The following is a 23,347-nucleotide window of genomic DNA, read 5'->3' on the forward strand; positions in this document are numbered from 1 at the left end:
CCTCTGGGAGTGCGGGGGATTTCGCGTGTGTGCCCGTCAGGCGGTGGGCGTCAGCCCTGCCAGCTGTGCGGGGCGCTGAACGCCGGGCGGCGCTCCAGGCGGCGCCAGCGCGCGGCGCTGCGGCGCGGGCGGACCGCGCCGCCGTCGCGCGAGTGGCCGGCGGTGGCGGCCGCGCGGGCGAGCAGGACGGCGGTGACCGCGGCCAGCTCCTCGGCGTCGGCGTGGCCCTTCTCGACCCGGACCAGGGTGGCGATGTCGGTGGGCGTGCTCACGATGTCCTCGTTTCCCTCGTGGCGTTACTGCGGCGGGTTGCCGTGCTTGCGGGACGGCAGGTCGGCGTGCTTGTCGCGCAGCATCGCCAGGGACCGGATCAGGACCTCACGGGTTTCGGACGGGTCGATGACGTCGTCCACCAGGCCCCGCTCGGCCGCGTAGTAGGGGTGCATCAGCTCGGACTTGTACTCCTTGACCATGCGCGCGCGCATGGCCTCGGGGTCGTCCGCGTCGGCGATCTGACGGCGGAAGATCACGTTGGCGGCGCCCTCGGCGCCCATCACCGCGATCTCGTTGGTCGGCCAGGCGTAGGTCAGGTCGGCGCCGATGGACTGGGAGTCCATGACGATGTACGCGCCGCCGTACGCCTTGCGCAGGATGACGGAGATGCGCGGCACGGTCGCGTTGCAGTACGCGTACAGCATCTTGGCGCCGTGCCGGATGATCCCGCCGTGCTCCTGGTCCACGCCGGGCAGGAAGCCGGGCACGTCGAGGAAGGTGATCAGCGGGATGTTGAACGCGTCGCACATCTGGATGAAGCGCGCGGACTTCTCCGACGCCTCGATGTCCAGCACCCCGGCCAGCGACTGCGGCTGGTTGGCGATGATGCCGACGACCTGGCCGTCGAGCCGGGTCAGGGCGCAGATGATGTTGGTCGCCCAGCGCTCGTGGACCTCCAGGTACTCGCCGTCGTCGACGATCTCCTCGATGACCTTGCGCATGTCGTACGGGCGGTTGCCGTCGGCCGGGACGAGGTCGAGCAGCGACTCGCCGCGCCGGTCGGCCGGGTCGTCGGCCTCGGCGGTCGGCGGGTTCTCCCGGTTGTTCTGCGGCAGCAGCGAGAGGAGGTAGCGCACCTCCTCCAGGCAGGTCTCCTCGTCGTCGTACGCGAAGTGGCACACGCCCGAGGTCTCGGCGTGCACGTCCGCGCCGCCCAGGCCGTTCTGGCTGACCTTCTCCCCGGTCACCGCCTGGACCACGTCGGGTCCGGTGATGAACATCTGGGACGTCTCGCGGACCATGAAGACGAAGTCCGTGAGCGCCGGGGAGTAGGCGGCGCCACCGGCGCACGGGCCGAGCATCACGCTGATCTGCGGGATGACGCCGGACGCCTTGGTGTTGCGCTGGAAGATGCCGCCGTAGCCCGCGAGCGCCGAGACGCCCTCCTGGATACGGGCCCCGGCACCGTCGTTCAGGGACACCAGCGGCGCCCCGGCCGAGATGGCCATGTCCATGATCTTGTGGATCTTGGTGGCGTGGGCCTCGCCCAGCGCGCCGCCGAAGATCCGGAAGTCGTGTGCGTAAACGAACACCGTCCTGCCGTGGACGGTCCCCCAGCCGGTGACGACCCCGTCGGTGTAGGGCTTCTTCGCCTCAAGCCCGAAACCGGTCGCGCGGTGCCGCCGCAGCGACTCCACCTCGTTGAAGGACCCCTCGTCCAGCAGGAGATCGATCCGCTCGCGAGCCGTCAGCTTGCCCTTGGCCTTCTGGGCCTCGGTCGCCCGCTCGCTCGGGCCGCGCCGAGCCTGCTCGCGGATCGCGTGCAGCTCGGCGACGCGCCCGCGGACGTCACTCGCCTCTTCGGGCGCACCTTCGAGATTGGTCATGGAACGACGGTACGTTCCCTGACCCTCGGAAACGCATGTCAATTCCATACAACGTCGGGCCCGTTTTCGTGGGCAGGCGGAACAGAACTGGACAGCGGATTTCCCCTTACCCGGCACCCCCAAGGGCCCGGAGGGCTGTCGGCACCCCACAATCTTGTGGGCGACGCCCCGTAACCGGTGGGCTTTACCACCCGAACGGCCGACAGCCGTCGGGGCCACGGCCCGGCGCCGCCTGGGGGATCCCCTAGAACAGCGCGATCTCGCAGCGGTGGGTGGCGCAGGCCGTGCCGGGGGTGACGCGCAGCCGCAGCGCGGCGCCGGTGGCCAGCACCTCGACCGTGGCGTCGTGGGCCTTCACGGCGCGCACCGGGCGCGCCCAGCGCAGTTCGAACGGCTCCCCGGTGCGGAGCGGCTCGGCGATCGCGAGGTGCGCCGTGCGCGTCCCGGTACGGGTCCCGGTACGGCGCAGCAGCACGCTCGCCGGGGCGCTCGCGGTGAGCGCGCCCGCCGTGCCCGGGGCCCAGAAGTTCGCGGCCGTGACGCCGAGCGACGGGATGGCGATCGCCTGCCGGGCACCGGAGTTGGCGAGCACGGTCAGCCAGCGGCGGTCGGCGGCCCGGGCGGCGAGGGCGGCCGGGCCCGCGCCCGGCATCAGGAGGTAGGCGTAGTCCGCGCCGTCGGGGTCGGTGCCGTGGTCGTGCCAGAGGGTGAGGTAGCGGCGGGTGACCGGGGCCGGGGAGCCGCCGGTGTTGATGTCCCGCCAGGAGCCGGTGCGGGCCTCGCGGCGGGCGTTGAGGGTGGCGCCGCCGGGGAAGACATAGCCGCCGTGCCCGGCGAGATGGGCCCAGCGGGCCCGGCGGAAGGTGCGGGTCCGGTCGGGGGCGGCGGGCTGGGGGACGCCGTCGACGGTGAGGGTGGGGGCGCCGTCCGCGCCGAGGTTGCGGTTGTCGACGACGGTGGCGACGGGGGCGCCGTCGCGGGCGGTGATGTCCGCGCCGAGGCAGACGACCGCGTCGGCCACGCAGAACCAGGACTTCTTGGCGCGCAGCGTGGAGCCGAGCCCGCGCAGGTCCTGGCCGATGGCGGCGAACTCGCCGTCCGTGGTGCCGCCGACCCAGCGCGCGGCGGGTTTGGGCTCGCCCCAGCCGCCGCCCTCGTTGTCGGCCAGTGGCCGGGCGGAGGCGGTGGTTCCGGGCAGCCGGTAGGGGTCGACGGTGGGCCAGAAGGCGTCCGTGTACTGGGACGCCGTGCGCTCACCGGCCCACCAGGAGAGCATTCCGGCGCCGGTGTGCCAGCCGCGCGGGTGCTCGCCGTTGCCGTTCTCGTAGTACGCGATCCGGTCCGAGGCCATGGCCAGGGCGGCCGTCCAGCCGGGGCGCCGGTGCACGGCCCGGTCCATCGCCGGGAACAGCCGGTGGCCCACCGGCTCGGGCAGCGCCGGTCCCGGCCCCTTCGCCACGGCCGCCAGCCGCGCCAGGTCCGCGACGCCGAACTGCGGGTCGGTCAGCACGGGGTGGCCGGTGTCGCGTTCGATCCAACCCCTGACCATGCCGTTCCAGCGCTCCCGCGCGGCGTCGTCCGCGCCCGCGCCGAGCAGCACGATGGCGGCGAGGAGCAGATGGCCGCGCTGGTGGTCGCTCTGCGCGATGGCCCGCGGGTCGTTCGTCTGGACGCCGCGGCTGACGGCCCGGCCGGAGACGCAGTCCATCATCAGCCCGTCGTGCAGCAGCGGGGCGTACGCGTGCTCCACGCTGTCCAGGATGATCCGCCGGTTCGGGTCGGTGACCTCCCACTCCGACCCGGCCAGCAGCGCGAAGAGCCGACCGAGGCCGTCGAGCAGGACGTAGCCGTAGGTGCCGGAGTAGGCGACCCAGGTGTGCTGGATGAACGATCCGTCGGCGTAGAGCCCGTCGCCCTTCGTGACGTACGGGAAGACGGGCGAGAGCGCGTCCCGGGCGAGCGCGACCTTGGCGGGCGCCGCGCCGAGGATGCCGCGCAGCGCCACGACGCGGCACAGGTCGACGCGGTTGGCGCCGGTGCTGGTGCCGGTGTAGTCGCCGAGCATGGTGTCGGGCACGAAGTGGTCGACGGCGGCGAGGCAGCGCGCCCGCCGCTCGTCGCCGAGCCGGTCGTAGAGGATCGCGAGGGTGTCCAGGAGCAGCCGGGGGCTGCCGATCTGCCACTCCCACCAGTTGCCGTAGCGGGTGGTGCCGGGGTGGTAGACGGTGGCGTCGAGGTGATCGATGCCGCGGGCGATGTCGTCGGCGAGCCCGGGATCGCCGGTGAGGCCGGTGCCGGGCTGGGCGTAGGCCTGGGCCATGGTGTTCAGGCGCGCGTAGCTCTGGGTGATCCCGGCGGGCGGGTCGAAGGGCTGGTCGGGCCAGAGCGAGGCGGCGGCGGGCGCCATGCCCGTACGGAACCCGGCGGCCAGCCGTCCGGTCTCGGCGAGGCGGCTGGCGTACGGCTCGGCGGCGGGGTCGTAGCCGGTGCCGAGCGCGAGGTCGGTCCAGCGCCGCCGCAGCACGCCGAAGTCCACCCCGGCGGCCCGGGCCTGCCCCGGCCATAACGCCCCGGCGGCGACCACGCCCAGAAACCCCCGCCGGGACCAGAAGCCGAACGGGCGCGCTGGCATGGGACCTCCTGAGGTGGCCGAACCTCCTGCGGTGAACCCGGGCAGCGGGATGATGCCCGGGTTCAGCGGCGTCCATACGCCACGGCGCCGCCCCCGCGATGCGCTACACCACGCCATGTCACCCCCGCACCGCGACGCCCCCGCACCGCGGGCATCCCCGTGGGCGCGCGGCGCTGGGGGCGCCGGGGGCGGCCCTGCCGGGCCCGGAAGGGCTCGTGCGGGGGCGCTCCCGGGGCGTTACTCCTGCGGCTCCACGCCCGCGCGGAGCAGGCCGTACGCGTACGCGTCGTCCAGGGCCTGCCAGGAGGCGGCGATCACGTTCTCGGCGACGCCTACCGTGGACCACTCCCCCTTGCCGTCCGTCGTGGAGACGAGGACCCGGGTCGTGGACTCCGTGCCGTGCTTGCCCTCCAGGATGCGGACCTTGTAGTCCACCAGCTCCATCCTGGCCAGCTGCGGGTAGATCCGCTCCAGGCCGACCCGCAGCGCCCGGTCGAGCGCGTTGACCGGGCCGTTGCCCTCCGCCGTGGCGACGATGCGCTCGCCCTTGGCCCACAGCTTCACGGTCGCCTCGTTGGCGTGGGTGCCGTCCGGGCGGTCCTCGACGATCGCGCGCCAGGACTCGACCCGGAAGAAGCGGCGGGAGCGGCCCTCGGCCTCGGCGCGCAGCAGCAGCTCGAAGGAGGCGTCGGCGGCCTCGTACGTGTAGCCCGCCAGCTCGCGCTCCTTGACCCGCTCGACCACCCGCTGCACCAGCGCCCGGTCGCCGCCGAGGTCGATGCCCAGCTCCTTGCCCTTCAGCTCGATCGAGGCGCGGCCCGCCATGTCGGAGACCAGCATCCGCATCGTGTTGCCGACCCGCTCGGGGTCGATGTGCTGGTACAGGTCCGGGTCGACCTTGATCGCGGAGGCGTGCAGTCCGGCCTTGTGGGCGAAGGCGGAGACACCCACATAGGGCTGGTGGGTCGAGGGCGTCAGGTTGACGACCTCGGCGATCGCGTGCGAGATCCGGGTCATCTCCTCCATCGCGCCCTCGGGCAGCACCCGGCGCCCGTACTTCAGCTCCAGGGCGGCGACGACCGGGAACAGGTTGGCGTTGCCGACCCGCTCGCCGTAGCCGTTGGCGGTGCACTGGACGTGGGTGGCGCCCGCGTCGACCGCGGCCAGGGTGTTGGCGACGGCGCAGCCGGTGTCGTCCTGGGTGTGGATGCCCAGGCGGGCGCCGGTGTCGGCGAGGACGGTACGGACCACGGCGTCGATCTGGCCGGGCAGCATGCCGCCGTTGGTGTCGCAGAGGATGACCACGTCGGCGCCCGCCTCGTGGGCGGCGGAGACGACCCGCTTGGCGTAGTCGGGGTTGGCGCGGTAGCCGTCGAAGAAGTGCTCGCAGTCGAGGAACACCCGGCGGCCCTGGGACCGCAGATAGGCGACGGTGTCGCCGACCATCGCCAGGTTCTCCTCCAGCGTGGTGCGCAGGGCCAGCTCCACATGGCGGTCGTGGGACTTGGCCACCAGGGTGATCACCGGGGCGCCCGAGTCGAGCAGCGCCTTGACCTGCGGGTCGTCCGCGGCGCTGACGCCCGCCTTGCGGGTGGCGCCGAACGCGACGAGCTGGGCGTGCTTGAAGTCGATCTCCGCTTGGGCACGGGCGAAGAACTCCGTGTCCCGCGGGTTGGCACCGGGCCAGCCGCCCTCGATGAAGCCCACGCCGAAGTCGTCCAGGTGACGGGCGATGGTGAGCTTGTCCGCGACCGTCAGGTTGATGCCTTCGCGCTGCGCGCCGTCGCGCAGCGTGGTGTCGAAGACGTGGAAACTGTCGTCGGGCCGATCCTTCATGGTGGTCTGGCTCCTGTCGGATGGATCTCGAGCTACCGGAATAACCGGTTCCGCGCCCTCCCATGGTCCCGCACGCTCCGCCTCCGGTGGGATGGTCCGGAAAACGAAAAGACCCCTCGCGGGTGCGAGAGGTCTGCGCGCGGGTCTGGGGCACGGTGGTCGCGTCGTACCGGGTCGTACGGGGCGATCACTGCGGACCGGCGCGCCTGCTGCCAATAATCATGGCGAACGAGAGCACGGAGGCAGTCAAGCACAATTCCGCCCCCGTGCTCCCATCCGTCTCAGGATGCGGGCTTTCGGCCCTTAACGGGCTCAGCCCTCGAAGCGATCAGCCCAGGCGGTGCAGCCAGCCGTGCGGGTCGGGGGCGGCACCGGTCTGGATGTCCAGCAGGGCCTTGCGCAGCTTCGTCGTGACCTCGCCGGGCTCCCCGTCGGCCACCGTCCAGCTCGCGCGGGCGGACTTGACCGAGCCGACCGGGGTGATGACGGCCGCGGTGCCGCAGGCGAAGACCTCGGTGAGGCTGCCGTCCGCGTTCCCCTCGCGCCAGTCGTCGACCGAGATCCGGCCCTCGGCGACCTCGTAGCCGAGGTCCTCGGCGATCCGCAGCAGCGAGGCGCGGGTGATGCCGGGCAGCAGCGAACCGGACAGCTCGGGGGTGACGATGCGGTCCCCGTACACGAAGTACAGGTTCATGCCGCCCATCTCCTCGATCCAGCGGCGCTCGATGGCGTCCAGCCAGACCACCTGGTCGCAGCCCTGCTCGGCGGCCTGCGCCTGGGCCACCAGGGAGGCGGCGTAGTTGCCGCCCGCCTTGGCGGTGCCGGTGCCGCCGGGGGCGGCGCGCACGTACTCCTCGGAGAGCCAGACGGAAACCGGCTGCACACCGCGCGGGAAGTAGGCACCGGCCGGGGAGGCGATCACGAGGAACAGGTACTCGTTGGCGGGCCGGACCCCCAGACCCACCTCGGTCGCGATCATGAACGGCCGCAGGTACAGGGAGGACTCACCGCTGTCCGGCACCCACGCCTTGTCCTGGGTGACCAGGGCGTCGCAGGCCTGGAGGAACAGGTCGACCGGCAGCTCGGGCATCGCCATGCGGCGCGCGGAGGCCTGGAAGCGCTCGGCGTTCTGCTCGGGGCGGAAGGTGGCCACGGTCCCGTCGGGCTGGCGGTACGCCTTGAGTCCTTCGAAGATCGTCTGCGCGTAGTGCAGGGTCATGTTCGCCGGGTCGAGCGACAGCGGGGCGTACGGCACGAGCTGGGCCTCGTGCCAGCCGCGGCCCTCCGTCCACTTGATCGTCACCATGTGGTCGGTGAAGTGGCGGCCGAATCCGGGGTTGGCCAGGATCTCCTCCCGCTCCGCGTCGGAGAGCGGGTGCGAGGAGGGCTTGAGCTCGATCGAGGGCGTCGTCATGAGTGGTAGTCCTTCACTTCCGTTGTGGCGGACCGCGCTCACACCATCCTGCCCGTGATCGGTACTAGGACGTCCAAGCTTCCCTGCACACGGCGGCCCCACGAGCGATTATCGCTGACGTGGGGCCGGGGGTTGAAGCATGCGTGCGAAGTGCGCGGCCCGAGGTCGATGTTCGCACCCAGCCGCGCGACGGTGCGGGCTGGGGTCAGCCGGATACTCGCGCGGCGAGCGCGTCGCCGATCTCGTCGGTGGTACGCGCCGCGTCCCGCCCGGCGAGGTCCTCGGCGACGGCCGCCTCGATACGGGCGGCCTCGTCCGCGTAGCCGAGGTGCTGGAGGAGCAGGGCCACCGACAGGATGGTCGCGGTCGGGTCGGCCTTGCCGGTGCCCGCGATGTCCGGCGCGGAGCCGTGGACCGGCTCGAACATCGACGGGAAGGCGCCGGAGGGGTTGATGTTGCCGCTCGCGGCGAGCCCGATGCCACCGGTGACGGCGGCGGCGAGGTCGGTGAGGATGTCACCGAAGAGGTTGTCGGTCACGATCACGTCGAACCGCTCCGGCTGGGTGACGAAGAAGATCGTCGCGGCGTCGACGTGCAGGTAGTCCGTGGTGACGTCCGGGTACTCGGCGCCGACCTTGTCGAAGATGTTCTTCCACAGGTGACCGGCGTGCACCAGGACGTTGTTCTTGTGCACGAGGGTCAGCTTCTTGCGCGGGCGGCTGTTGGCGCGCTCGTACGCGTCCCGGACGACGCGCTCGACGCCGTACGCGGTGTTCAGGCTGACCTCGGTGGCGACCTCGGCCGGGGTACCGGTCCGCAGCGAGCCGCCGTTGCCCACGTACGGGCCCTCGGTGCCCTCACGGACGACGACGAAGTCGATGTCCGGGCGCCCGGCCAGCGGGGTCGCGGTGTTCGGGAAGAGCTTCGACGGACGCAGGTTGACGTAGTGGTCGAAGGCGAAGCGCAGCTTGAGCAGCAGCCCGCGCTCCAGCACCCCGGACGGGACCGACGGGTCGCCGATCGCGCCCAGCAGGATCGCGTCGTGGTCCTTCAGCGACTCCAGCTCCGCGTCCGGCAGGGTCTCGCCGGTGGCGTGCCAGCGCTGGGCGCCGAGGTCGTAACTCTTGGTCTCCAGCTTCACGTCCTGGGGAAGGGCGGCGCCGAGGACCTTCAGGCCCTGGGCCACGACTTCCTGGCCGATACCGTCACCGGGGATCACTGCGAGGCGAATGCTGCGCGACATACCAGGACCCTACTCCCGCGTCCCACCCCATGACACCGGCCGTCCGCCATACGGACAGATCGCCGACCGGACAGGCCGCGTTCACCCGCAGTACGGAGTGATGTCGTCCGCACGGGGGAGATTCCGGATCATGCATACACCACGGTTCGGCATTCCGGAGCCGCTCGCGAACCGGATGACCATGGCGGAGCAGCACGAGTACCTGCGCGACGCCTTCCCCCGCCGACGGGTGCTGCGCGGGGGCGCGGCGACGGCCGGGGCGGCCGCGGTGGCGCTCGGCGGCGCCGGGTGCGCCGGGGCCACCGCGTCCAAGCCGTCGCCCGCGGCGGACGCCCGTCCCGCGACGCCGAAGGTGGACGGCAAGCTGGTGGCCCCGTTCGGCCGCCATCTGGCGCTCGGCGCCGAGCCGACGACGCAGATGCGGGTCTCCTGGCAGGTGCCGTTCGCGGTGCGCAAGCCCTATCTGCGGATCGGCCCGCGACCGACGGAGCTGACCCGGAAGGTCGAGGCCGAGGTCCGCCATCTGCACACCCCGTCGCTCGGCGAGAAGCTGCCCGCCGTCGACCAGTACTACCTGCACGCCGCGGTGGACGGCCTGAACCCCGGCACCACCTACTACTACGGCGTCGGCCATGAGGGCTACGACCCCGCCGACCCGCGCCACTTCACCTCGCTGGGCACCTTCCGCACCGCCCCGAAGCGGCCGGAGAAGTTCGTCTTCACCGCCTTCGGCGACCAGGGGGTGAGCTATGACGCGCTCGCCAACGACCAGTTGATCCTGGGTCAGAACCCGTCGTTCCATCTGCACGCCGGGGACATCTGCTACGCGGACGACACGGGCCACGGCGAGAAGTCCGACCTGTACGACGCCCGGGTGTGGGACACCTTCCTCGCCCAGACCGACTCGGTCGCGGCGAGCGTGCCGTGGATGGTGACGACCGGGAACCACGACATGGAGGCCTGGTACTCCCCCGACGGCTACGGCGGGCAGCTGGCCCGCTGGTCGCTCCCCGACAACGGGCCCGACCCCCGCAAGGCGCCCGGGATCTACTCGTTCGTCTACGGCGGGGTGGGCGTCGTCGCGCTGGACGCCAATGACGTCAGCTACGAGATCACCGCCAACAAGGGCTACACGGGCGGCGATCAGACCCGCTGGCTGGACCGGCGGCTGAAGCAGCTGCGGGAGCGGTCCGACATCGACTTCCTGGTGGTCTTCTTCCACCACTGCGCCTACTCCACGACCAGCTCGCACGCCTCGGACGGCGGGGTGCGCGACGAGTGGGTGCCGCTCTTCGAGAAGCACCAGGTGGATCTGGTCATCAACGGCCACAACCACGTCTACGAGCGCACCGACGCCATCCGCGGCGGCAAGGTGGCCCGGAAGGTACCGGTCGGCGGGAGCGCGGACGCGGTGCGCGACGGGATCGTGTACGTCACGGCGGGCGGCGCCGGGGCGGACCTGTACGAGTTCCCGGTGCCCGACAGCTACGAGGGGCACGTCAAGGACCTCGACGAGGTGAAGAGCTACCACTGGACGAAGGACGGCGCGAAGAACAAGGACACCGTGGAGTGGTCACGGGTCCGCTACACCGGCTTCTCGTTCCTCGCGGTGGAGGTGGAGCCGGGCACGGACCCGCGGCTGAGCGTCACGGCGCTGGCGGAGTCGGGTGAGCGGGTGGACCACTTCGAGGTCACCCGCTCCCGCCGCCGCTGAGGGGCGGCTCCGGGGCTTGGCGCCCCGGCGCCCGGCTCAGTGACCGGTGGCGCCGCCGTGGCCGGTGGCGCCGCCGTTGTCGCGGCGGTCGAGCGCGCGCTGCAGCGCGGCGGCGGCGTTCCGCCGGTCGGTGTCGTCGCTCTTGCGGCGGATCCTGCGGATGGTCTGCTCGGCCATGGTTCACGTCTCCTCTGCTGAACCCCGGCGCGCGGCCGGGAGGTATCCCCGAGAAGGTGGCTGCCGTAAAGGGGCGGGGGCCGGGGTGCGGGCAGGGGTCACCTGCGCGAGTGCACCGGGCCACGTCCGCCGTCGCTCGATGGAGCGGGACGTTCGGCTTCCACAAACGTAAGGGAGCAGAGCGTCAGTGTCTGCAGAATTAGTCGGACGTCCTACTATCTGAGACGAGCAATGGCCGAGGCCGACCCCCGTCCGACCTCGACCATGGCTGGTTATCGACGTAAACTGCAGTAAATAACGCTGACTTGAATGCAAGACGCTAGCATTCGGGCGCCTCGGGCGTCCACAGGTTTATGCCGTTTCACCCCCTCTTCACGCACGCCGCCCCCGACCGGCTCGCAGCCAGGTCGGGGGCGGGGCCCTGGGGGCGGGACCCGGGCGGCGCGGGGGTGCGCCGGACGGGTCAGCCCATGTGCGGGTAGCGGTAGTCCGTCGGCGGGACCATCGTCTCCTTGATGGAGCGGGTGGAGGTCCAGCGCATCAGGTTCTGCTTCGCGCCCGCCTTGTCGTTGGTGCCGGACGCGCGGCCGCCACCGAAGGGCTGCTGACCGACGACGGCACCGGTGGGCTTGTCATTGATGTAGAAGTTGCCGGCCGCGAAGCGCAGCGTCTCGCAGGTCGCGGCGGCCGCGGCACGGTCCTGGGCGATGACGCAGCCGGTCAGGCCGTACGCCGACGCCGACTCCATCTGCTCCAGCATCGCGTCGTACTCGGCGTCCTCGTAGACGAAGACACCGATGATCGGGCCGAAGTACTCGTCCTTGAAGATCTCGTTCTCCGCGTCGGTGGAGACGAGCACGGTCGGACGGACGAAGTAGCCCTCGCTGTCGTCGTACGTACCGCCCGCGACGACCTCGATCGTCGGGTCGGACTTCGCGCGGTCGATCGCCGCCTTGTTCTTGGCGAAGGAGCGCTCGTCGATGACCGCGCCCATGAAGTTGCCCAGGTCGGTGACCGGACCCATGGACAGGCCGTTGACCTCGGCGGCCAGCTCCTCCTTGAGGCCGTTGTCCCACAGGGAGCGCGGGACGTAGGCGCGGGAGGCGGCGGAACACTTCTGGCCCTGGAACTCGAAGGCGCCACGGGTGATCGCCGTCTTCAGCACCGCCGGGTCGGCGGACGGGTGGGCGACGATGAAGTCCTTGCCGCCGGTCTCGCCGACCAGCCGCGGGTAGGTCTTGTAGTTCTCGATGTTGTTGCCGACCGTCTTCCACAGGTGCTGGAAGGTACGGGTCGAGCCGGTGAAGTGGATGCCCGCGAGGTCCGGGTGGGTCAGCGCCACCTCGGAGACGTCCTTGCCGTCGCCCGTGACCAGGTTGATCACGCCCTTGGGCAGCCCGGCCTCCTCCAGCACCCGCATCAGCAGCACGGCGGCGTGGGTCTGGGTCGGCGAGGGCTTCCAGACGACGGTGTTGCCCATCAGGGCGGGGGCGGTGGGGAGGTTGCCCGCGATCGCCGTGAAGTTGAAGGGCGTGATCGCGTAGACGAAGCCCTCCAGCGGCCGGTGGTCGCTGCGGTTCCAGACGCCCGGGGCGTTGGCCGGGGGCTGCTCGGCCAGGATCTGGCGGGCGAAGTGGACGTTGAAGCGCCAGAAGTCGATCAGCTCACAGGGAGTGTCGATCTCGGCCTGCTGCGCGGTTTTCGACTGGCCCAGCATGGTGGAAGCGGCCAGCGTCTCGCGCCACGGGCCGGACAGCAGGTCGGCGGCCTTGAGGATGATCGCGGCGCGGTCGTCGAAGCTGAGCGCGCGCCACGCCGGGGCGGCGGCCAGCGCCGCGTCGACCGCGTCCTGGGCGTCGGCCTTGGTGGCGTTCCCGTAGGTGCCGAGGCGGGCGGCGTGGTTGTGCGGCTGTACGACGTCGAACCGCTCACCGCCGCCGAGCCGCTTCTCGCCGCCGATGGTCATCGGCAGGTCGATCGGGTTGTCGGCCAGCTCCTTGAGCTTGGCCTCAAGGCGGGTGCGCTCGGCGCTGCCGGGGGCATAGGTGTGCACCGGCTCGTTCACCGGCACGGGGACCTGGGTCACAGCGTCCATGATGGCCGTTGTCTCCTTTGGTGTGAGGGTCGTCGTGGGGGTGTGGTGGGCGTGAGCCGAGGGCTGTCAGCCGCGGCCGACGAGCGAGCGCAGGAAGAACGCGAGGTTCGCGGGACGCTCGGCGAGCCGCCGCATGAAGTACCCATACCAGTCTGTTCCATACGGGACGTAAACCCGCATACGGTGACCTTCCGCGACCAGCCGCTCCTGCTCGGCCGGGCGGATGCCGTACAGCATCTGGAACTCGTACTCGTCCAATTTGCGGCCCATGCGGTGGGCGATGTCCTGGGCTATGGCGACCATGCGCGGATCGTGCGAGCCGATCATGGGGTAGCCGTCGCCGGACATCAGGATCTTCAGACAGCGCACGAAGGCGCGGTCCACCTCGCGCTTGTCCTGGTAGGCGACCGACGCAGGCTCGTTGTACGCGCCCTTCACCAGCCGTACCCGCGAGCCTTCCCCGGCGAGCGCGCGGCAGTCGTCCTCGGTCCGGAAGAGATACGACTGGACGACCGCGCCGGTCTGCGGGAACCGGGTGCGCAGCTCGCCGAGGATCGCGAGGGTGGAGTCCACGGTGGTGTGGTCCTCCATGTCGAGGGTGACCGTCGTTCCGGCCGCCGCGGCGGCCTCCACGACCGGGGTCACATTGGCGAGCGCGAGGTCATGGCCGCCGGGCAGGGCCTGGCCGAAGGCGGAGAGCTTCACGGACATCTCCGCACGGGCCCCGAGCGACTCCGCGGCTAGCGCCTCGGTCAGCGCCAGATAGGCGTCCCGGCTGCGCAGCGCCTCGGAGCGGTCGGTAACGTCCTCCCCGAGGTGGTCCAGGGTGACCTCCAGGCCGCGCGAGGCGAGCCCGCGCACCGCGGCCACGGATTCGGCCAGCCGCTCACCGGCGACGAACCGATCCACCATGGGTCGGGTGACCGGCGCGGCGGACACGATCCGGCGGATGGCAGCACTGCGCGAAGCAGCGAGCAGCACGGGTCCCAGCACAGGGCACCTCCACGATGACGGCCGGTGAACGGCTCCAACAACTCACCGTGAAACCTAAGGATCGCGCGGAATCGGGGCCATCGACAGCTGTCACGCATCCGTGTCCGGGATCTCAGACACCTGTATGAGAGGCTGAGGCGATATTCGGGGAAGGAGGCCGGGACGCCATGCGCGAGGACTATCAGCAGCTGGTGGACGAGATCACCGCGACGCTCGGCGCGCCCGCGACCCTGGAGAACCGCGACTTCGCCCTGATCGCCTTCGGCGCGCAGGACAGCGACGACGCCGAGGAACCGACCCTGGACCCGGTCCGGACCCGATCCATCCTCCAGCGCCGCTCGACTGCGGCGGTGCGGGCCTGGTTCGAGGCGTTCGGGATCGCCCGGGCGCAGGCTCCGCTGCGGATCCCGCCGGACCCGGGGGCCGGGGTCTTCATGGGCCGCATCTGCCTGCCGGTGCGGCACCGCGGCGTCGTCCACGGCTATGTCTGGCTGCTGGACGACGGCCACCTCTCCGACCTGGAGCTGGGCGGCCCCACGACACCCCCCGACCCGCGGCTGGTCCGGGCGATGGAGACCACGGCCCGGATCGGCGCCCTGCTGGCGGCCGAGGCACGGGCCGGTGAGGAGCTGGGCGAGCTGCTGCGCGAACTGCTCACCGGGCCGCCCGCCACCCGCGACGCGGCCTGCTCGGGCCTCCACACCGCGCTGCGCGGCGCGGCCGACGGGCCGATGGCGCTGGTCGCGGTCCTGCCGTGGGTGCCGGGCACGGGCGAGGACGAGGACCACCCCGGCCTCCCCCATCTGCCGGGCATCGCCGCGGCCTGTGTGATCCCCGACGAGACGGCGCTGGCCGCCCTGATCCGGCTGCGCGCCCCCACCTCCCTGGGCCCCGCCCGGGCCACCGCGGAACAGCTCCTCCGCTCCCCCCGCGCGGCCGCCCCCGACGAGCCCGCACCGGCGTGCGGCGGCGGCCGGGAGAGCGCCGCCGGGGTCAGCGAGGCGCGGCGCGGTCTTGACGAGCTGCCCGCCGCATGGCGGGAGGCGCTGGCCGCCGCCCGGGCCGCGCGGGCGGACGCCCGGTTCGACCCGATCGCGGAGTGGACGGCCATCGGCCCGTACCGGCTGCTGGCCACGCTCCCCCAGGCCGCCCCCGACGCCGCCGTACGCCCCCTCCTGGAGCGCACCCACGCGGAACTGGCCCGCACCGCCGAGACGTTCCTCGACTGCGCGGGCCAGGCGAGCCGTACCGCCCAGCTGCTCGGCATCCACCGGCAGACGCTCTACTACCGGCTCTCCCGGGTACGCCAGCTCACCGGCCTGGACCTGGACGCGGGCGACGACCGGCTACTCCTCCACATGGCGCTCAAGGCCGCCCGGCTCCGCTAGGCGCGGTCTTTCCGCAGAACTCTGCCTCGATGGCGGCTTGTTCGAGCTTGTCATCGCCCCAGTCGCCGTTCTGGTTGAGCGTGAGGACGTGCTCGCCGTCGGCCGTGGCCGCGGTCCGGGTCGCGGAGCCGGGGATTTCGCCCGAGTGCCCCCAGACCGTCACGCCGCACGCCTTGAGCTTCTGCGACCTGATGCCGAGTCCGTACGACCTGCCGTCGCCGAGGTCGTGGCCGGTCAGCATCTCCTTCTGCTGGGCGGGGGGCAGCAGTTCGCCGCGCAGCAGGGCGCGGAAGAAGACGTTCAGGTCGCGGACGGTCGAGATCATCTCACCGGAGGCTCCGGCGACCGAGGGGTCGAACTCGGTGACGTCGTAGGACCGGGCCCCGGGGCCGTCGACGAAGAGCGTGGAGTAGTGCCGCCCGTGCGGGCCGGGCACCCACGGGGAGGTGCCGGGCAGCGAGGTCCCGCGCAGGCCGAGGGGCTTGATGATGCGGCGCTCCACTTCGGAGGCGTAGGTGTGGCCCGTGGCCTTCTCGATGATCATCCCGGCCAGGATGTAGTTGGTGTTGGAGTAGCCCCAGCCCTTGCCGGGGTCGAAGTCCGGCTTCTGCGCGAGGGCGATGCGCACCAGCTCCTCGGGCGTGGCGCCGTCGTACCGGTGGTCGAAGAACGCGGTGCCGGTGTACTTGGCCCGGAGCGTGTCGTCTTCGAGGTAGTCGTAGAGCCCACTGGTGTGCTGGAGCAGCTGGCGCAGGGTGATGCGGCTCCCGTCGTTGCCGTTGCCGCGCACCAGGCCGGGCAGCCACTTCTCCACCGTGTCGTCGGGCGACAGGCCGTACGCGGGGTCGGCGGCGAGCTGCAGCAGGACGGTGGCGGTGAACGTCTTGGTCACGCTGGCGACGCGGAACCGGTCCTGCGGCAGCCGCGGGCGTCCGGTGCGGCGGTCCGCCACGCCGGAGGTGCCGTACCAGGTCTTGTCCGCACGGTCGGCCCTGGCCAGGACCCCGGGGACCCCGGCGCGGGTGATCGCGTCGAGGGCGTCCTGCGTCGCGGAGTGCGGGGAGGGGCGGGTGGCGGTGTGCGGTGAGGCGGAGCGCGGTGAGGCGGTGGCCGGGGCGACCGCCGTCGCGACGACCGCTCCCGCCAGGGCGAATGCGGCCAGAGCGCGGGGCAAGCGGGATAAGCGGGACAAAGCGTGCGGTTCCATGTGGGGTCCTCCGTTATCGGATGAATTCCGGTATGGAGAAAGACTCCGAACCGCGGCCAAGGGTTGACTCCGCCCGCGGCAACCTTCCCCCGCGCGGCGGCAACCCATACGGAACGCACCCCGCTCCCCGTCCCCCGGGTCCGCGAGAGGACTGATGCACCGTGCGCATCATCAGAGCGTTAGCGGCCGCCGCGCTCGCCACCACCTTCCTGGTCGGCGTGGGCCACGCGCCCCGCGCCGCCGCGGGCGAACTGCCCTCCGCCACCGCCTTCTTCAACCACCCCGACTCGCTCGTCAACAAGTGGGTCGCCGCCAACCCGAACGACTCCCGCCGGGCCCGCATCGCCTCGCGGATCGCGTCCCAGCCCCAGGCCGTCTGGTTCTCGCGGTACACCCCCGGCACCGTCACCGAGGACGTCCGCAAGATCACCTCGGCCGCCGCCGCCAAGAACCAGGTGCCCGTGCTCGTCGCGTACCAGCTCCCCAACCGCGACTGCGGCGGCGCCTCCGCGGGCGGGGCCCCCGATCTGGCGAGCTACGACGCCTGGGTCCGCGGCTTCGCCGCCGGGCTGGGCGGCGGGGCCTCGGTCGTCATCCTCGAACCGGACTCGATCGCGCTCATCAGCTGTCTGTCGCCCGCCGAGCTGAGCGGCCGCTACGCCTCGCTCGCGCGCGCCTCCGCCGCCATCCACGCTGCCGCGCCCAAGGCCCGGGTGTACTTCGACGCCGGTCACTCCGCCTGGAACAGCCCCGCAGTCCAGGCCTCCCGGCTGCGCTCGGCGGGCGTGCTGAGCAGCGGCGACGGCATCTACAGCAATGTCTCCAACTACCGACGCACCGCCGAGGAGGTGGCCTTCGCCAAGGCCGTGCTCGCCCAGCTCGGCAGCTCCTCGGGCCTCACCGCGGTCATCGACACCAGCCGCAACGGCAACGGCCCCGCGCCCGACAACGCCTGGTGCGACCCGCGCGGCCGCAAGGTCGGCGAGAACCCCACGGCCAACACCGGTGACCCGGCGATCGACGCCTATCTGTGGGTCAAGCCGCCGGGCGAACTCGACGGCTGCGCCGGGGCGGCGGGGGCGTTCTCGCCGGACTACGCGTACGAGATGGCGGGCTGACCGGATGCGCCGACGCGCGTACGCCGCGGCGGCCGCGCTCCTGTGCGCCCTCCTGGGCGCGCCGGGCGAGGCCGCCGCGGCGCCTTCTGCCGTATCGGACCGACCCACGGGCTGGGCCACGGCGGGGTCCGGCACCACCGGAGGCGCGGGCGCGGCGCCCGACAGCGTCCATGTGGTGCGCACCCGCGCCGAGCTGAAGACCGCCCTCGCCAACCACGGCGATCCCACCGCCCCCAAGGTGATCCGCGTCACCGGGCACCTGAGCGGCAACGAGAGCGACGACGGCCGCCTCCTCGGCGCCCAGGACTACGCCCCCGGCTGGGACTTGCGGCGCTATATGGACTGCTTCGGCCCGGACGGTACGGCGTGGAGCGACGACCGCTACGAGTGGTGCAAACGGATGCGCACGCTCCGAGTCACCGGCTCGAACGCCCAGAAGCAGCGGATCCAGCTCACCGTGCCCAGCAACACCACCATCCTGGGCACTGGCCGGGACGCGGCCCTGCTCGGCGTCTATCTGACCGTCAACACCGGCCGGAACATCGTCATCCGCGACCTCCGCCTCGAAGCCCCGGTGGACCACTTCCCCAGCTGGGACCCGGGCGACGGCGCGACCGGCGCCTGGAACGCCCGCTTCGACGCGCTGTCGGTCGTCACCGGCCGCAACATCTGGATCGACCACTGCGCCTTCTCCGACGGCCGCTACCCCACCAGCCGGGCAACCGTCGGATTCCACGGCAAGCGCGTCGAACACCACGACGGGCTGCTGGACATGGAGGACGGCACGGACTTCGTCACCGTCTCCTACAGCCGCTTCAGCGACCACGAGAAGACCCTGCTGATCGGCTCCGGCGACGGCAAGGGCGACCGCGACCGCGGCCATCTGCGGATCACCTTCCACCACAACCTGTTCTCCGACACCGCCCAGCGCAGTCCCCGCGTCCGCTTCGGCCAAGTGCACACGTACAACAACTACTTCCGCGGCTCCACCGACGACCCCGACTACCCGATGCGCGGTCAGGCCCTCGGCGGCAGCTCCTACTTCCTCGGCGCCGGGCTCGAATCGAAGATCGTCTCCGAACACGACGTCTTCGCCCACACCGGGCCGGGCGCCTCCCCCGACATCACGGTGGCCACCTTCCACGGCCACCAGTTCTCGGCCACCGGCGCCTCGTACAACGGCCGCCGCGTCGACCTGAACCGCATCGCCCGAGCGAAGTTCGAGGCCGAGGCGGCCCAGGCCCGAGCGGAGGCCGAGTCGGCGGGCACCCCACCCCCCGAGTGGGCCCTGCGCACCTTCACCACGGACACCGGCTGGACCCCGGCCGATGTCTACCGCTACCGCCCACAACGCTCACCGCGAGCGGTCATCCGAACAGTGCTGCGCGAGGCGGGCCCGACCCTCACATCCGGTCGATCTCGGTGAGGTCGATGTCGATGTCGAACGGGACGGTGAGCTTCAGCCGGTCATGGTGGATGCCGGTGGGGACGTAGCTGCTCGTCACTGGGTTCAGCTCGTAGACGTAGACAACCGGATGGCGGCCCTTACCGTGCTCAACCAGCCAGAAGTGTCGGATCCCCGCCTCGGCGTAGAGCTGCGGCTTGCGCTTGCGGTCGCGGTCGCGCGATTCCGGCGACACCACCTCCACCGCGAGCACGACATCAGCGGCCTGATAGCCCGTCTCGTCCGCCTCGGCCGTCACTGCCCCTGCGCGCAAGATCGTGATATCCGGCTCGGGACGGTTGCCGCGATTGAGAGTGATCGTCATCTGGCTGCACACGCGCAGCGACTCCGGCACCGAGGCCCTGAGGCCCATCCCCAGCAACGAGACAGCAAGCGAATGAAAACAAGTCTGGGGGCCGACGAAGACGAGACTCCCGTCGATCAGCTCAGTGTGCGGCGGGAGACCCGGAATGTGGTCAAGGTCCTCTGCGGTGAATCCGCCCGGGGGCGGAAAGGCCCAGTCCGGAAGCGGTTGCTCAGTCGTGGTTCGTTCCATGGGCGGAACTTTGTCCGAGCGGTCCAGCCCAGCGGGCGGGAACGCCGGGGCCGCCCCTCACACGAGTGATGGGCGGCTCCGACATTGACGGCGTCAGCCCAGATGGACGGGAGCCGACGCGGGGGCATGGGCTGACTTGTCGTGGGACGGGCGCGGGGTGTTCATCAGTACGCCCACCACCACCGCCGCCGCCGTGAGGATCACGGACGACCAGACGAACGCGTGGGAGAAGCCCTCGACCAGGCCCTCCTTCGCGGTATCCGGCGTCATGCGGCGGGCGTGGTCGTGGAGGTAGTCGGCGGTCGCGCTGGTGGCGATGGTGTTGAGCATCGCCGTGCCGATCGAACCGCCGATCTGCTGGGCCGTGTTCACCGTGGCGGAGGCGATGCCCGCGTCCCTGGGCTGGACGCCGTGGGTCGCGTAGTTCATCGAGGGGGCCATCACCAGGCCCATGCCGAAGCCGACGAGGAGTTCGGAGGGCAGCACGCCCGCCGCGTACGAGCTGGTGGCCTCCAGCGGGACCAGCAGCGCCACCCCGGTGGCCGCGATCAGCAGACCGGGCACCACCAGGACCCGGGGCGGCACCTTGGGGATGAGGCGGACGGCGACGCCGCCCGCGGCGGCCAGCACCGCCGCGGTCATCGGCAGGAAGGCCACGCCGGTGACCAGCGCCGAGTACCCCTTCACGATCTGCATGTAGTACGTGAGGAAGAGGAACATCGCGAACATGCCGACCACCGAAAGACCGACCGCCAGATAGGCGCTGCCCCGGGTGCGGTCCGCGATCACCCGGATCGGCAGCAGCGGCTGGGCGGCGCGCCGCTCCACCAGGACGAAGGCGGCGAGCAGCACCACGCCCAGCGTCAGCAGCCCCGTCACCAGCCGGGAGTCCCAGCCCTCCGACTCGGCCTCGCTGCATCCGTAGACCAGCGACACCAGCCCGGCCACAGCGAGCAGCACACCGGGGATGTCGAAGCGCGCCCGCCGCTCGGCGGGCCGGTCGGCGGGCAGGACGGACCAGCTGAACGCCGCGAGGACGGCGATCGGCACGTTGACGTACAGGCACCAGCGCCAGTCCAGGTACTCGGTCAGCAGCCCGCCGACGACCAGGCCGATCGCGCCCCCGCCCGCCGCGATCGCGCCGAAGATGCCGAACGCCTTGGCGCGCTCGCGCGCCTCGGTGAAGTTCACGGCCAGCAGCGACAGCGCCGAGGGCGCGAGCAGCGCGGCGAAGGCGCCCTGGAGCGCACGGGCCCCGAGGAGCATGCCGAGCCCCTGGGCGGCTCCGCCGAGCGCGGAAGCGCAGGCGAAGCCGATCAGACCGACCAGGAAGGCGCGCCTGCGGCCGGTGTAGTCGGCGATCCGGCCGCCGAACAGCAGCAGGCTGCCGAAGGCCAGGGTGTACGCGGTGATGACCCACTGCCGGTCGCCCGCGGAAATGCCCAGGTCGCGCTGGGCGGAGGGCAGGGCGATGTTCACGATGGTGATGTCGAGAACGATCATCAACTGGGCGAGGCCGATGAAGAGCAGGGCGAGCCAGCGCCGGGGGTTGGGCGCGGGCGACCCAGCAGCGGGCGGTATGGCTGAGGGCTCGGACATGAGGGTGCCTTTCTGGTGACGCGTATGACTCGCCATCTTATTCAACACCTGATGAAAAAGAGCCCGGCGGGGCACCGAAAAGGGCCCGGCCCCCGCACGAAGCGGAGGCCGGGCCCTTGGAAACGCGTATGCGCTATACGGCTCAGACCAGGTTGACCGAACGGGCCGACGTGGCGCCGATCTCCTCGGCGATCTCGGTGAGCACGGACTGCGGAATCGTGTCGTCCACGGTCAGCGCGACCAGCGCGGCACCGCCCACGGCGGCACGCGAGACCTGCATGCCCGCGATGTTGATGCCCGCCTCGCCCAGGATGCGGCCGAGCGTGCCGACGATGCCGGGACGGTCGGTGTAGCGGAGGAAGGCCATGTGGTCGGCGAGCGCCAGGTCGACGTCGTACTCCCCGACCGCGACGATCTTCTGGAGGTGCTTCGGACCGGCCAGCGTGCCGGAGATCGACACCTCGGTGCCGTCGGCCAGGGTGCCGCGCACGGTCACCACGTTGCGGTGCTCCGAGGACTCCGAGCTGGTGGTCAGCCGCACCTCGACGCCGCGCTCCTGCGCGAACAGCGGGGCGTTCACATACGACACGGTCTCGTCGACGATGTCCTCGAAGACGCCCTTGAGCGCGGACAGCTCCAGCACCTTGACGTCGTGCTGGGTGATCTCGCCGTACACCTCGACGTCGAGCCGGACGGAGACCTCGCCCGCGAGCGCGGTGAAGATCCGTCCCAGCTTCTCGGCCAGCGGCAGCCCGGGGCGTACGTCCTCGGCGATCACACCGCCCTGCACGTTCACCGCGTCCGGGACCAGCTCGCCCGCGAGCGCCAGCCGCACCGAGCGCGCGACCGCGATGCCCGCCTTCTCCTGGGCCTCGCCGGTGGAGGCGCCGAGGTGCGGGGTGGCGACCACGTTGTCGAACTCGAACAGCGGGGAGTCGGTGCACGGCTCCTTGGAGAACACGTCCAGACCGGCACCGGCCACCCGGCCCTCCTTGAGGGCCGCGGCCAGCGCCACCTCGTCGACGATCCCGCCACGGGCGGCGTTGACGATGCGGACCTCCGGCTTGACCTTGCGCAGCGCCTCGTCGCCGATCAGGCCGACGGTCTCCGGGGTCTTGGGGAGGTGGACCGTGATGAAGTCCGAGACCTCCAGCAGCTCATCGAGGGTGAGCAGCTTCACGCCCATCTGAGCGGCGCGCGCGGGCTGCACGTACGGGTCGTACGCGACGACCTTCATCCCGAAGGCGGACATGCGCTGGGCCACCAGGACGCCGATGCGGCCGAGGCCGACGACGCCGAGGGTCTTCTCGCTCAGCTCCACACCGGTGTACTTGCTGCGCTTCCACTCGCCGTTCTTCAGCGCGGCGTTCGCCTGCGGGATGTTGCGGGCGGTGGCGACCAGCAGACCGCAGGCCAGCTCGGCGGCGGTGACGATGTTGGAGGTCGGCGCGTTGACGACCATGACGCCCGCCTTGGTGGCGGCGGAGACGTCCACATTGTCCAGGCCGACGCCCGCGCGGGCGACCACCTTCAGCTTCTTCGCCGCGGCGATGGCTTCCGCGTCGACCTTGGTCGCGCTGCGGACGAGGATCGCGTCCACGTCGGCGAGGGCGGGAAGCAGTTCGTCTCGGTTCGCGCCGTTGCAGCTCCGGATCTCGAAATCCGGGCCCAGGGCGTCGACCGTGGCGGGCGACAGCTCTTCGGCGATGAGTACGACAGGTTTACCGGGGGAAGCAGTGCTCACGTGGTCTTCAGTCCTCACTAGTCCTCAGCGGACGGCCGTCCCGACGGCCGCAGGCGGTGAAGGGTTCCAGCCGCGTGGAAGACGCACGACGCTGTGAGCCTGACGCGTTTGTTGCAGGAAAGTGTAGTAGCGATCGGGCCTGTGTAATGCGCCTATGCGGCAGGATCACCCGCACGTGGTGATGCGCGGTGGACAAATGGCGAACCGGGTGTGGCGGGGGGGGCCCGGGACCCCCGCCCCACCCCGGGGCCCGCCCCCCCCCCCGGGGGGGGCCGTACGCCGCCGGGGAGACCCCGCACAAGTGCGA

At 71.5% G+C, this 23,347-nt stretch carries 17 protein-coding genes; 4 read left to right on the forward strand and 13 right to left on the reverse strand.

Going from position 1 to position 23,347, the window contains the following annotated elements; genetic code table 11:
- Nucleotides 1–50 precede the first annotated feature (50 nt).
- The 6 genes from ACFV9T_RS36570 to ACFV9T_RS36595 form a co-directional block, all read right to left on the reverse strand.
- Nucleotides 51–272 (reverse strand): acyl-CoA carboxylase subunit epsilon, encoded by a 222-nt coding sequence (locus ACFV9T_RS36570; protein WP_385446841.1) that lies wholly within the window; start codon nt 270–272, stop codon nt 51–53.
- A gap of 24 nt (nt 273–296) precedes the next feature.
- Nucleotides 297–1,880, reverse strand: coding sequence for an acyl-CoA carboxylase subunit beta (locus ACFV9T_RS36575; protein ID WP_385446842.1), 1,584 nt, complete (start codon nt 1,878–1,880; stop codon nt 297–299).
- Between the two features lie 244 nt (nt 1,881–2,124).
- Nucleotides 2,125–4,512 (reverse strand): polysaccharide lyase 8 family protein, encoded by a 2,388-nt coding sequence (locus ACFV9T_RS36580; RefSeq protein ID WP_385446843.1) that lies wholly within the window; start codon nt 4,510–4,512, stop codon nt 2,125–2,127.
- Nucleotides 4,513–4,749: 237 nt separating this feature from the next.
- A complete protein-coding gene (cimA, locus tag ACFV9T_RS36585) occupies nt 4,750–6,348 on the reverse strand; it encodes a citramalate synthase (RefSeq protein ID WP_385446844.1) in 1,599 nt (532 codons plus the stop codon).
- A 328-nt stretch (nt 6,349–6,676) separates the two neighbouring features.
- Nucleotides 6,677–7,762, reverse strand: coding sequence for a branched-chain amino acid aminotransferase (locus ACFV9T_RS36590; protein WP_385446845.1), 1,086 nt, complete (start codon nt 7,760–7,762; stop codon nt 6,677–6,679).
- A 205-nt stretch (nt 7,763–7,967) separates the two neighbouring features.
- Complete coding sequence (locus ACFV9T_RS36595; protein WP_385446846.1) at nt 7,968–9,005, reverse strand: 3-isopropylmalate dehydrogenase; 1,038 nt, start codon at nt 9,003–9,005, stop codon at nt 7,968–7,970.
- A 130-nt stretch (nt 9,006–9,135) separates the two neighbouring features.
- Here ACFV9T_RS36595 and ACFV9T_RS36600 point away from each other — a divergent pair, with 130 nt between their 5' ends.
- Nucleotides 9,136–10,719, forward strand: coding sequence for a purple acid phosphatase family protein (locus ACFV9T_RS36600; RefSeq protein WP_385446847.1), 1,584 nt, complete (start codon nt 9,136–9,138; stop codon nt 10,717–10,719).
- A gap of 36 nt (nt 10,720–10,755) precedes the next feature.
- On the opposite strand, the gene ACFV9T_RS36605 is transcribed toward ACFV9T_RS36600, so the two are convergent.
- The 3 genes from ACFV9T_RS36605 to ACFV9T_RS36615 all read right to left on the reverse strand — a co-directional run bounded on the left by ACFV9T_RS36605 (nt 10,756) and on the right by ACFV9T_RS36615 (nt 13,984).
- Entirely contained in the window at nt 10,756–10,896 is a 141-nt protein-coding gene (locus ACFV9T_RS36605) for a hypothetical protein (RefSeq protein ID WP_385446848.1), read from the reverse strand.
- 463 nt (nt 10,897–11,359) lie between these two features.
- Nucleotides 11,360–12,991, reverse strand: coding sequence for an L-glutamate gamma-semialdehyde dehydrogenase (pruA, locus tag ACFV9T_RS36610; RefSeq protein WP_385446849.1), 1,632 nt, complete (start codon nt 12,989–12,991; stop codon nt 11,360–11,362).
- A 66-nt stretch (nt 12,992–13,057) separates the two neighbouring features.
- On the reverse strand, nt 13,058–13,984 hold the full coding sequence (locus ACFV9T_RS36615; protein WP_385446850.1) for a proline dehydrogenase family protein: 927 nt from the start codon (nt 13,982–13,984) through the stop codon (nt 13,058–13,060).
- Nucleotides 13,985–14,151: 167 nt separating this feature from the next.
- Here ACFV9T_RS36615 and ACFV9T_RS36620 point away from each other — a divergent pair, with 167 nt between their 5' ends.
- Nucleotides 14,152–15,372, forward strand: coding sequence for a PucR family transcriptional regulator (locus ACFV9T_RS36620; RefSeq protein ID WP_385446851.1), 1,221 nt, complete (start codon nt 14,152–14,154; stop codon nt 15,370–15,372).
- Here the strand turns inward: ACFV9T_RS36620 and ACFV9T_RS36625 are convergent.
- Nucleotides 15,350–16,579 (reverse strand): serine hydrolase domain-containing protein, encoded by a 1,230-nt coding sequence (locus ACFV9T_RS36625; protein WP_385446852.1) that lies wholly within the window; start codon nt 16,577–16,579, stop codon nt 15,350–15,352. The two genes, ACFV9T_RS36620 and ACFV9T_RS36625, sit on opposite strands and share 23 nt — an antisense overlap.
- Nucleotides 16,580–16,740: 161 nt before the next feature.
- Here ACFV9T_RS36625 and ACFV9T_RS36630 point away from each other — a divergent pair, with 161 nt between their 5' ends.
- Together ACFV9T_RS36630 and ACFV9T_RS36635 are read left to right on the forward strand one after the other, a co-directional pair.
- A complete protein-coding gene (locus ACFV9T_RS36630; RefSeq protein WP_385446853.1) occupies nt 16,741–17,697 on the forward strand; it encodes a glycoside hydrolase family 6 protein in 957 nt (318 codons plus the stop codon).
- Nucleotides 17,698–17,701: 4 nt separating this feature from the next.
- Nucleotides 17,702–19,123: a polysaccharide lyase family 1 protein gene (locus ACFV9T_RS36635; RefSeq protein WP_385446854.1), complete on the forward strand. Its 1,422-nt coding sequence runs from the start codon at nt 17,702–17,704 to the stop codon at nt 19,121–19,123.
- On the opposite strand, the gene ACFV9T_RS36640 is transcribed toward ACFV9T_RS36635, so the two are convergent.
- From ACFV9T_RS36640 to serA, 3 genes are all read right to left on the reverse strand, one after another.
- On the reverse strand, nt 19,101–19,697 hold the full coding sequence (locus tag ACFV9T_RS36640; protein WP_385446855.1) for a Uma2 family endonuclease: 597 nt from the start codon (nt 19,695–19,697) through the stop codon (nt 19,101–19,103). The two genes, ACFV9T_RS36635 and ACFV9T_RS36640, sit on opposite strands and share 23 nt — an antisense overlap.
- A 93-nt stretch (nt 19,698–19,790) precedes the next feature.
- Complete coding sequence (locus tag ACFV9T_RS36645; RefSeq protein WP_385446856.1) at nt 19,791–21,296, reverse strand: MFS transporter; 1,506 nt, start codon at nt 21,294–21,296, stop codon at nt 19,791–19,793.
- Nucleotides 21,297–21,438: 142 nt separating this feature from the next.
- Nucleotides 21,439–23,040: a phosphoglycerate dehydrogenase gene (gene serA, locus ACFV9T_RS36650; protein WP_385446857.1), complete on the reverse strand. Its 1,602-nt coding sequence runs from the start codon at nt 23,038–23,040 to the stop codon at nt 21,439–21,441.
- Nucleotides 23,041–23,347: the final 307 nt, after the last annotated feature.

It is taken from the genome of Streptomyces sp. NPDC059850, assembly GCF_042731515.1.
Lineage (GTDB): Bacteria > Actinomycetota > Actinomycetes > Streptomycetales > Streptomycetaceae > Streptomyces.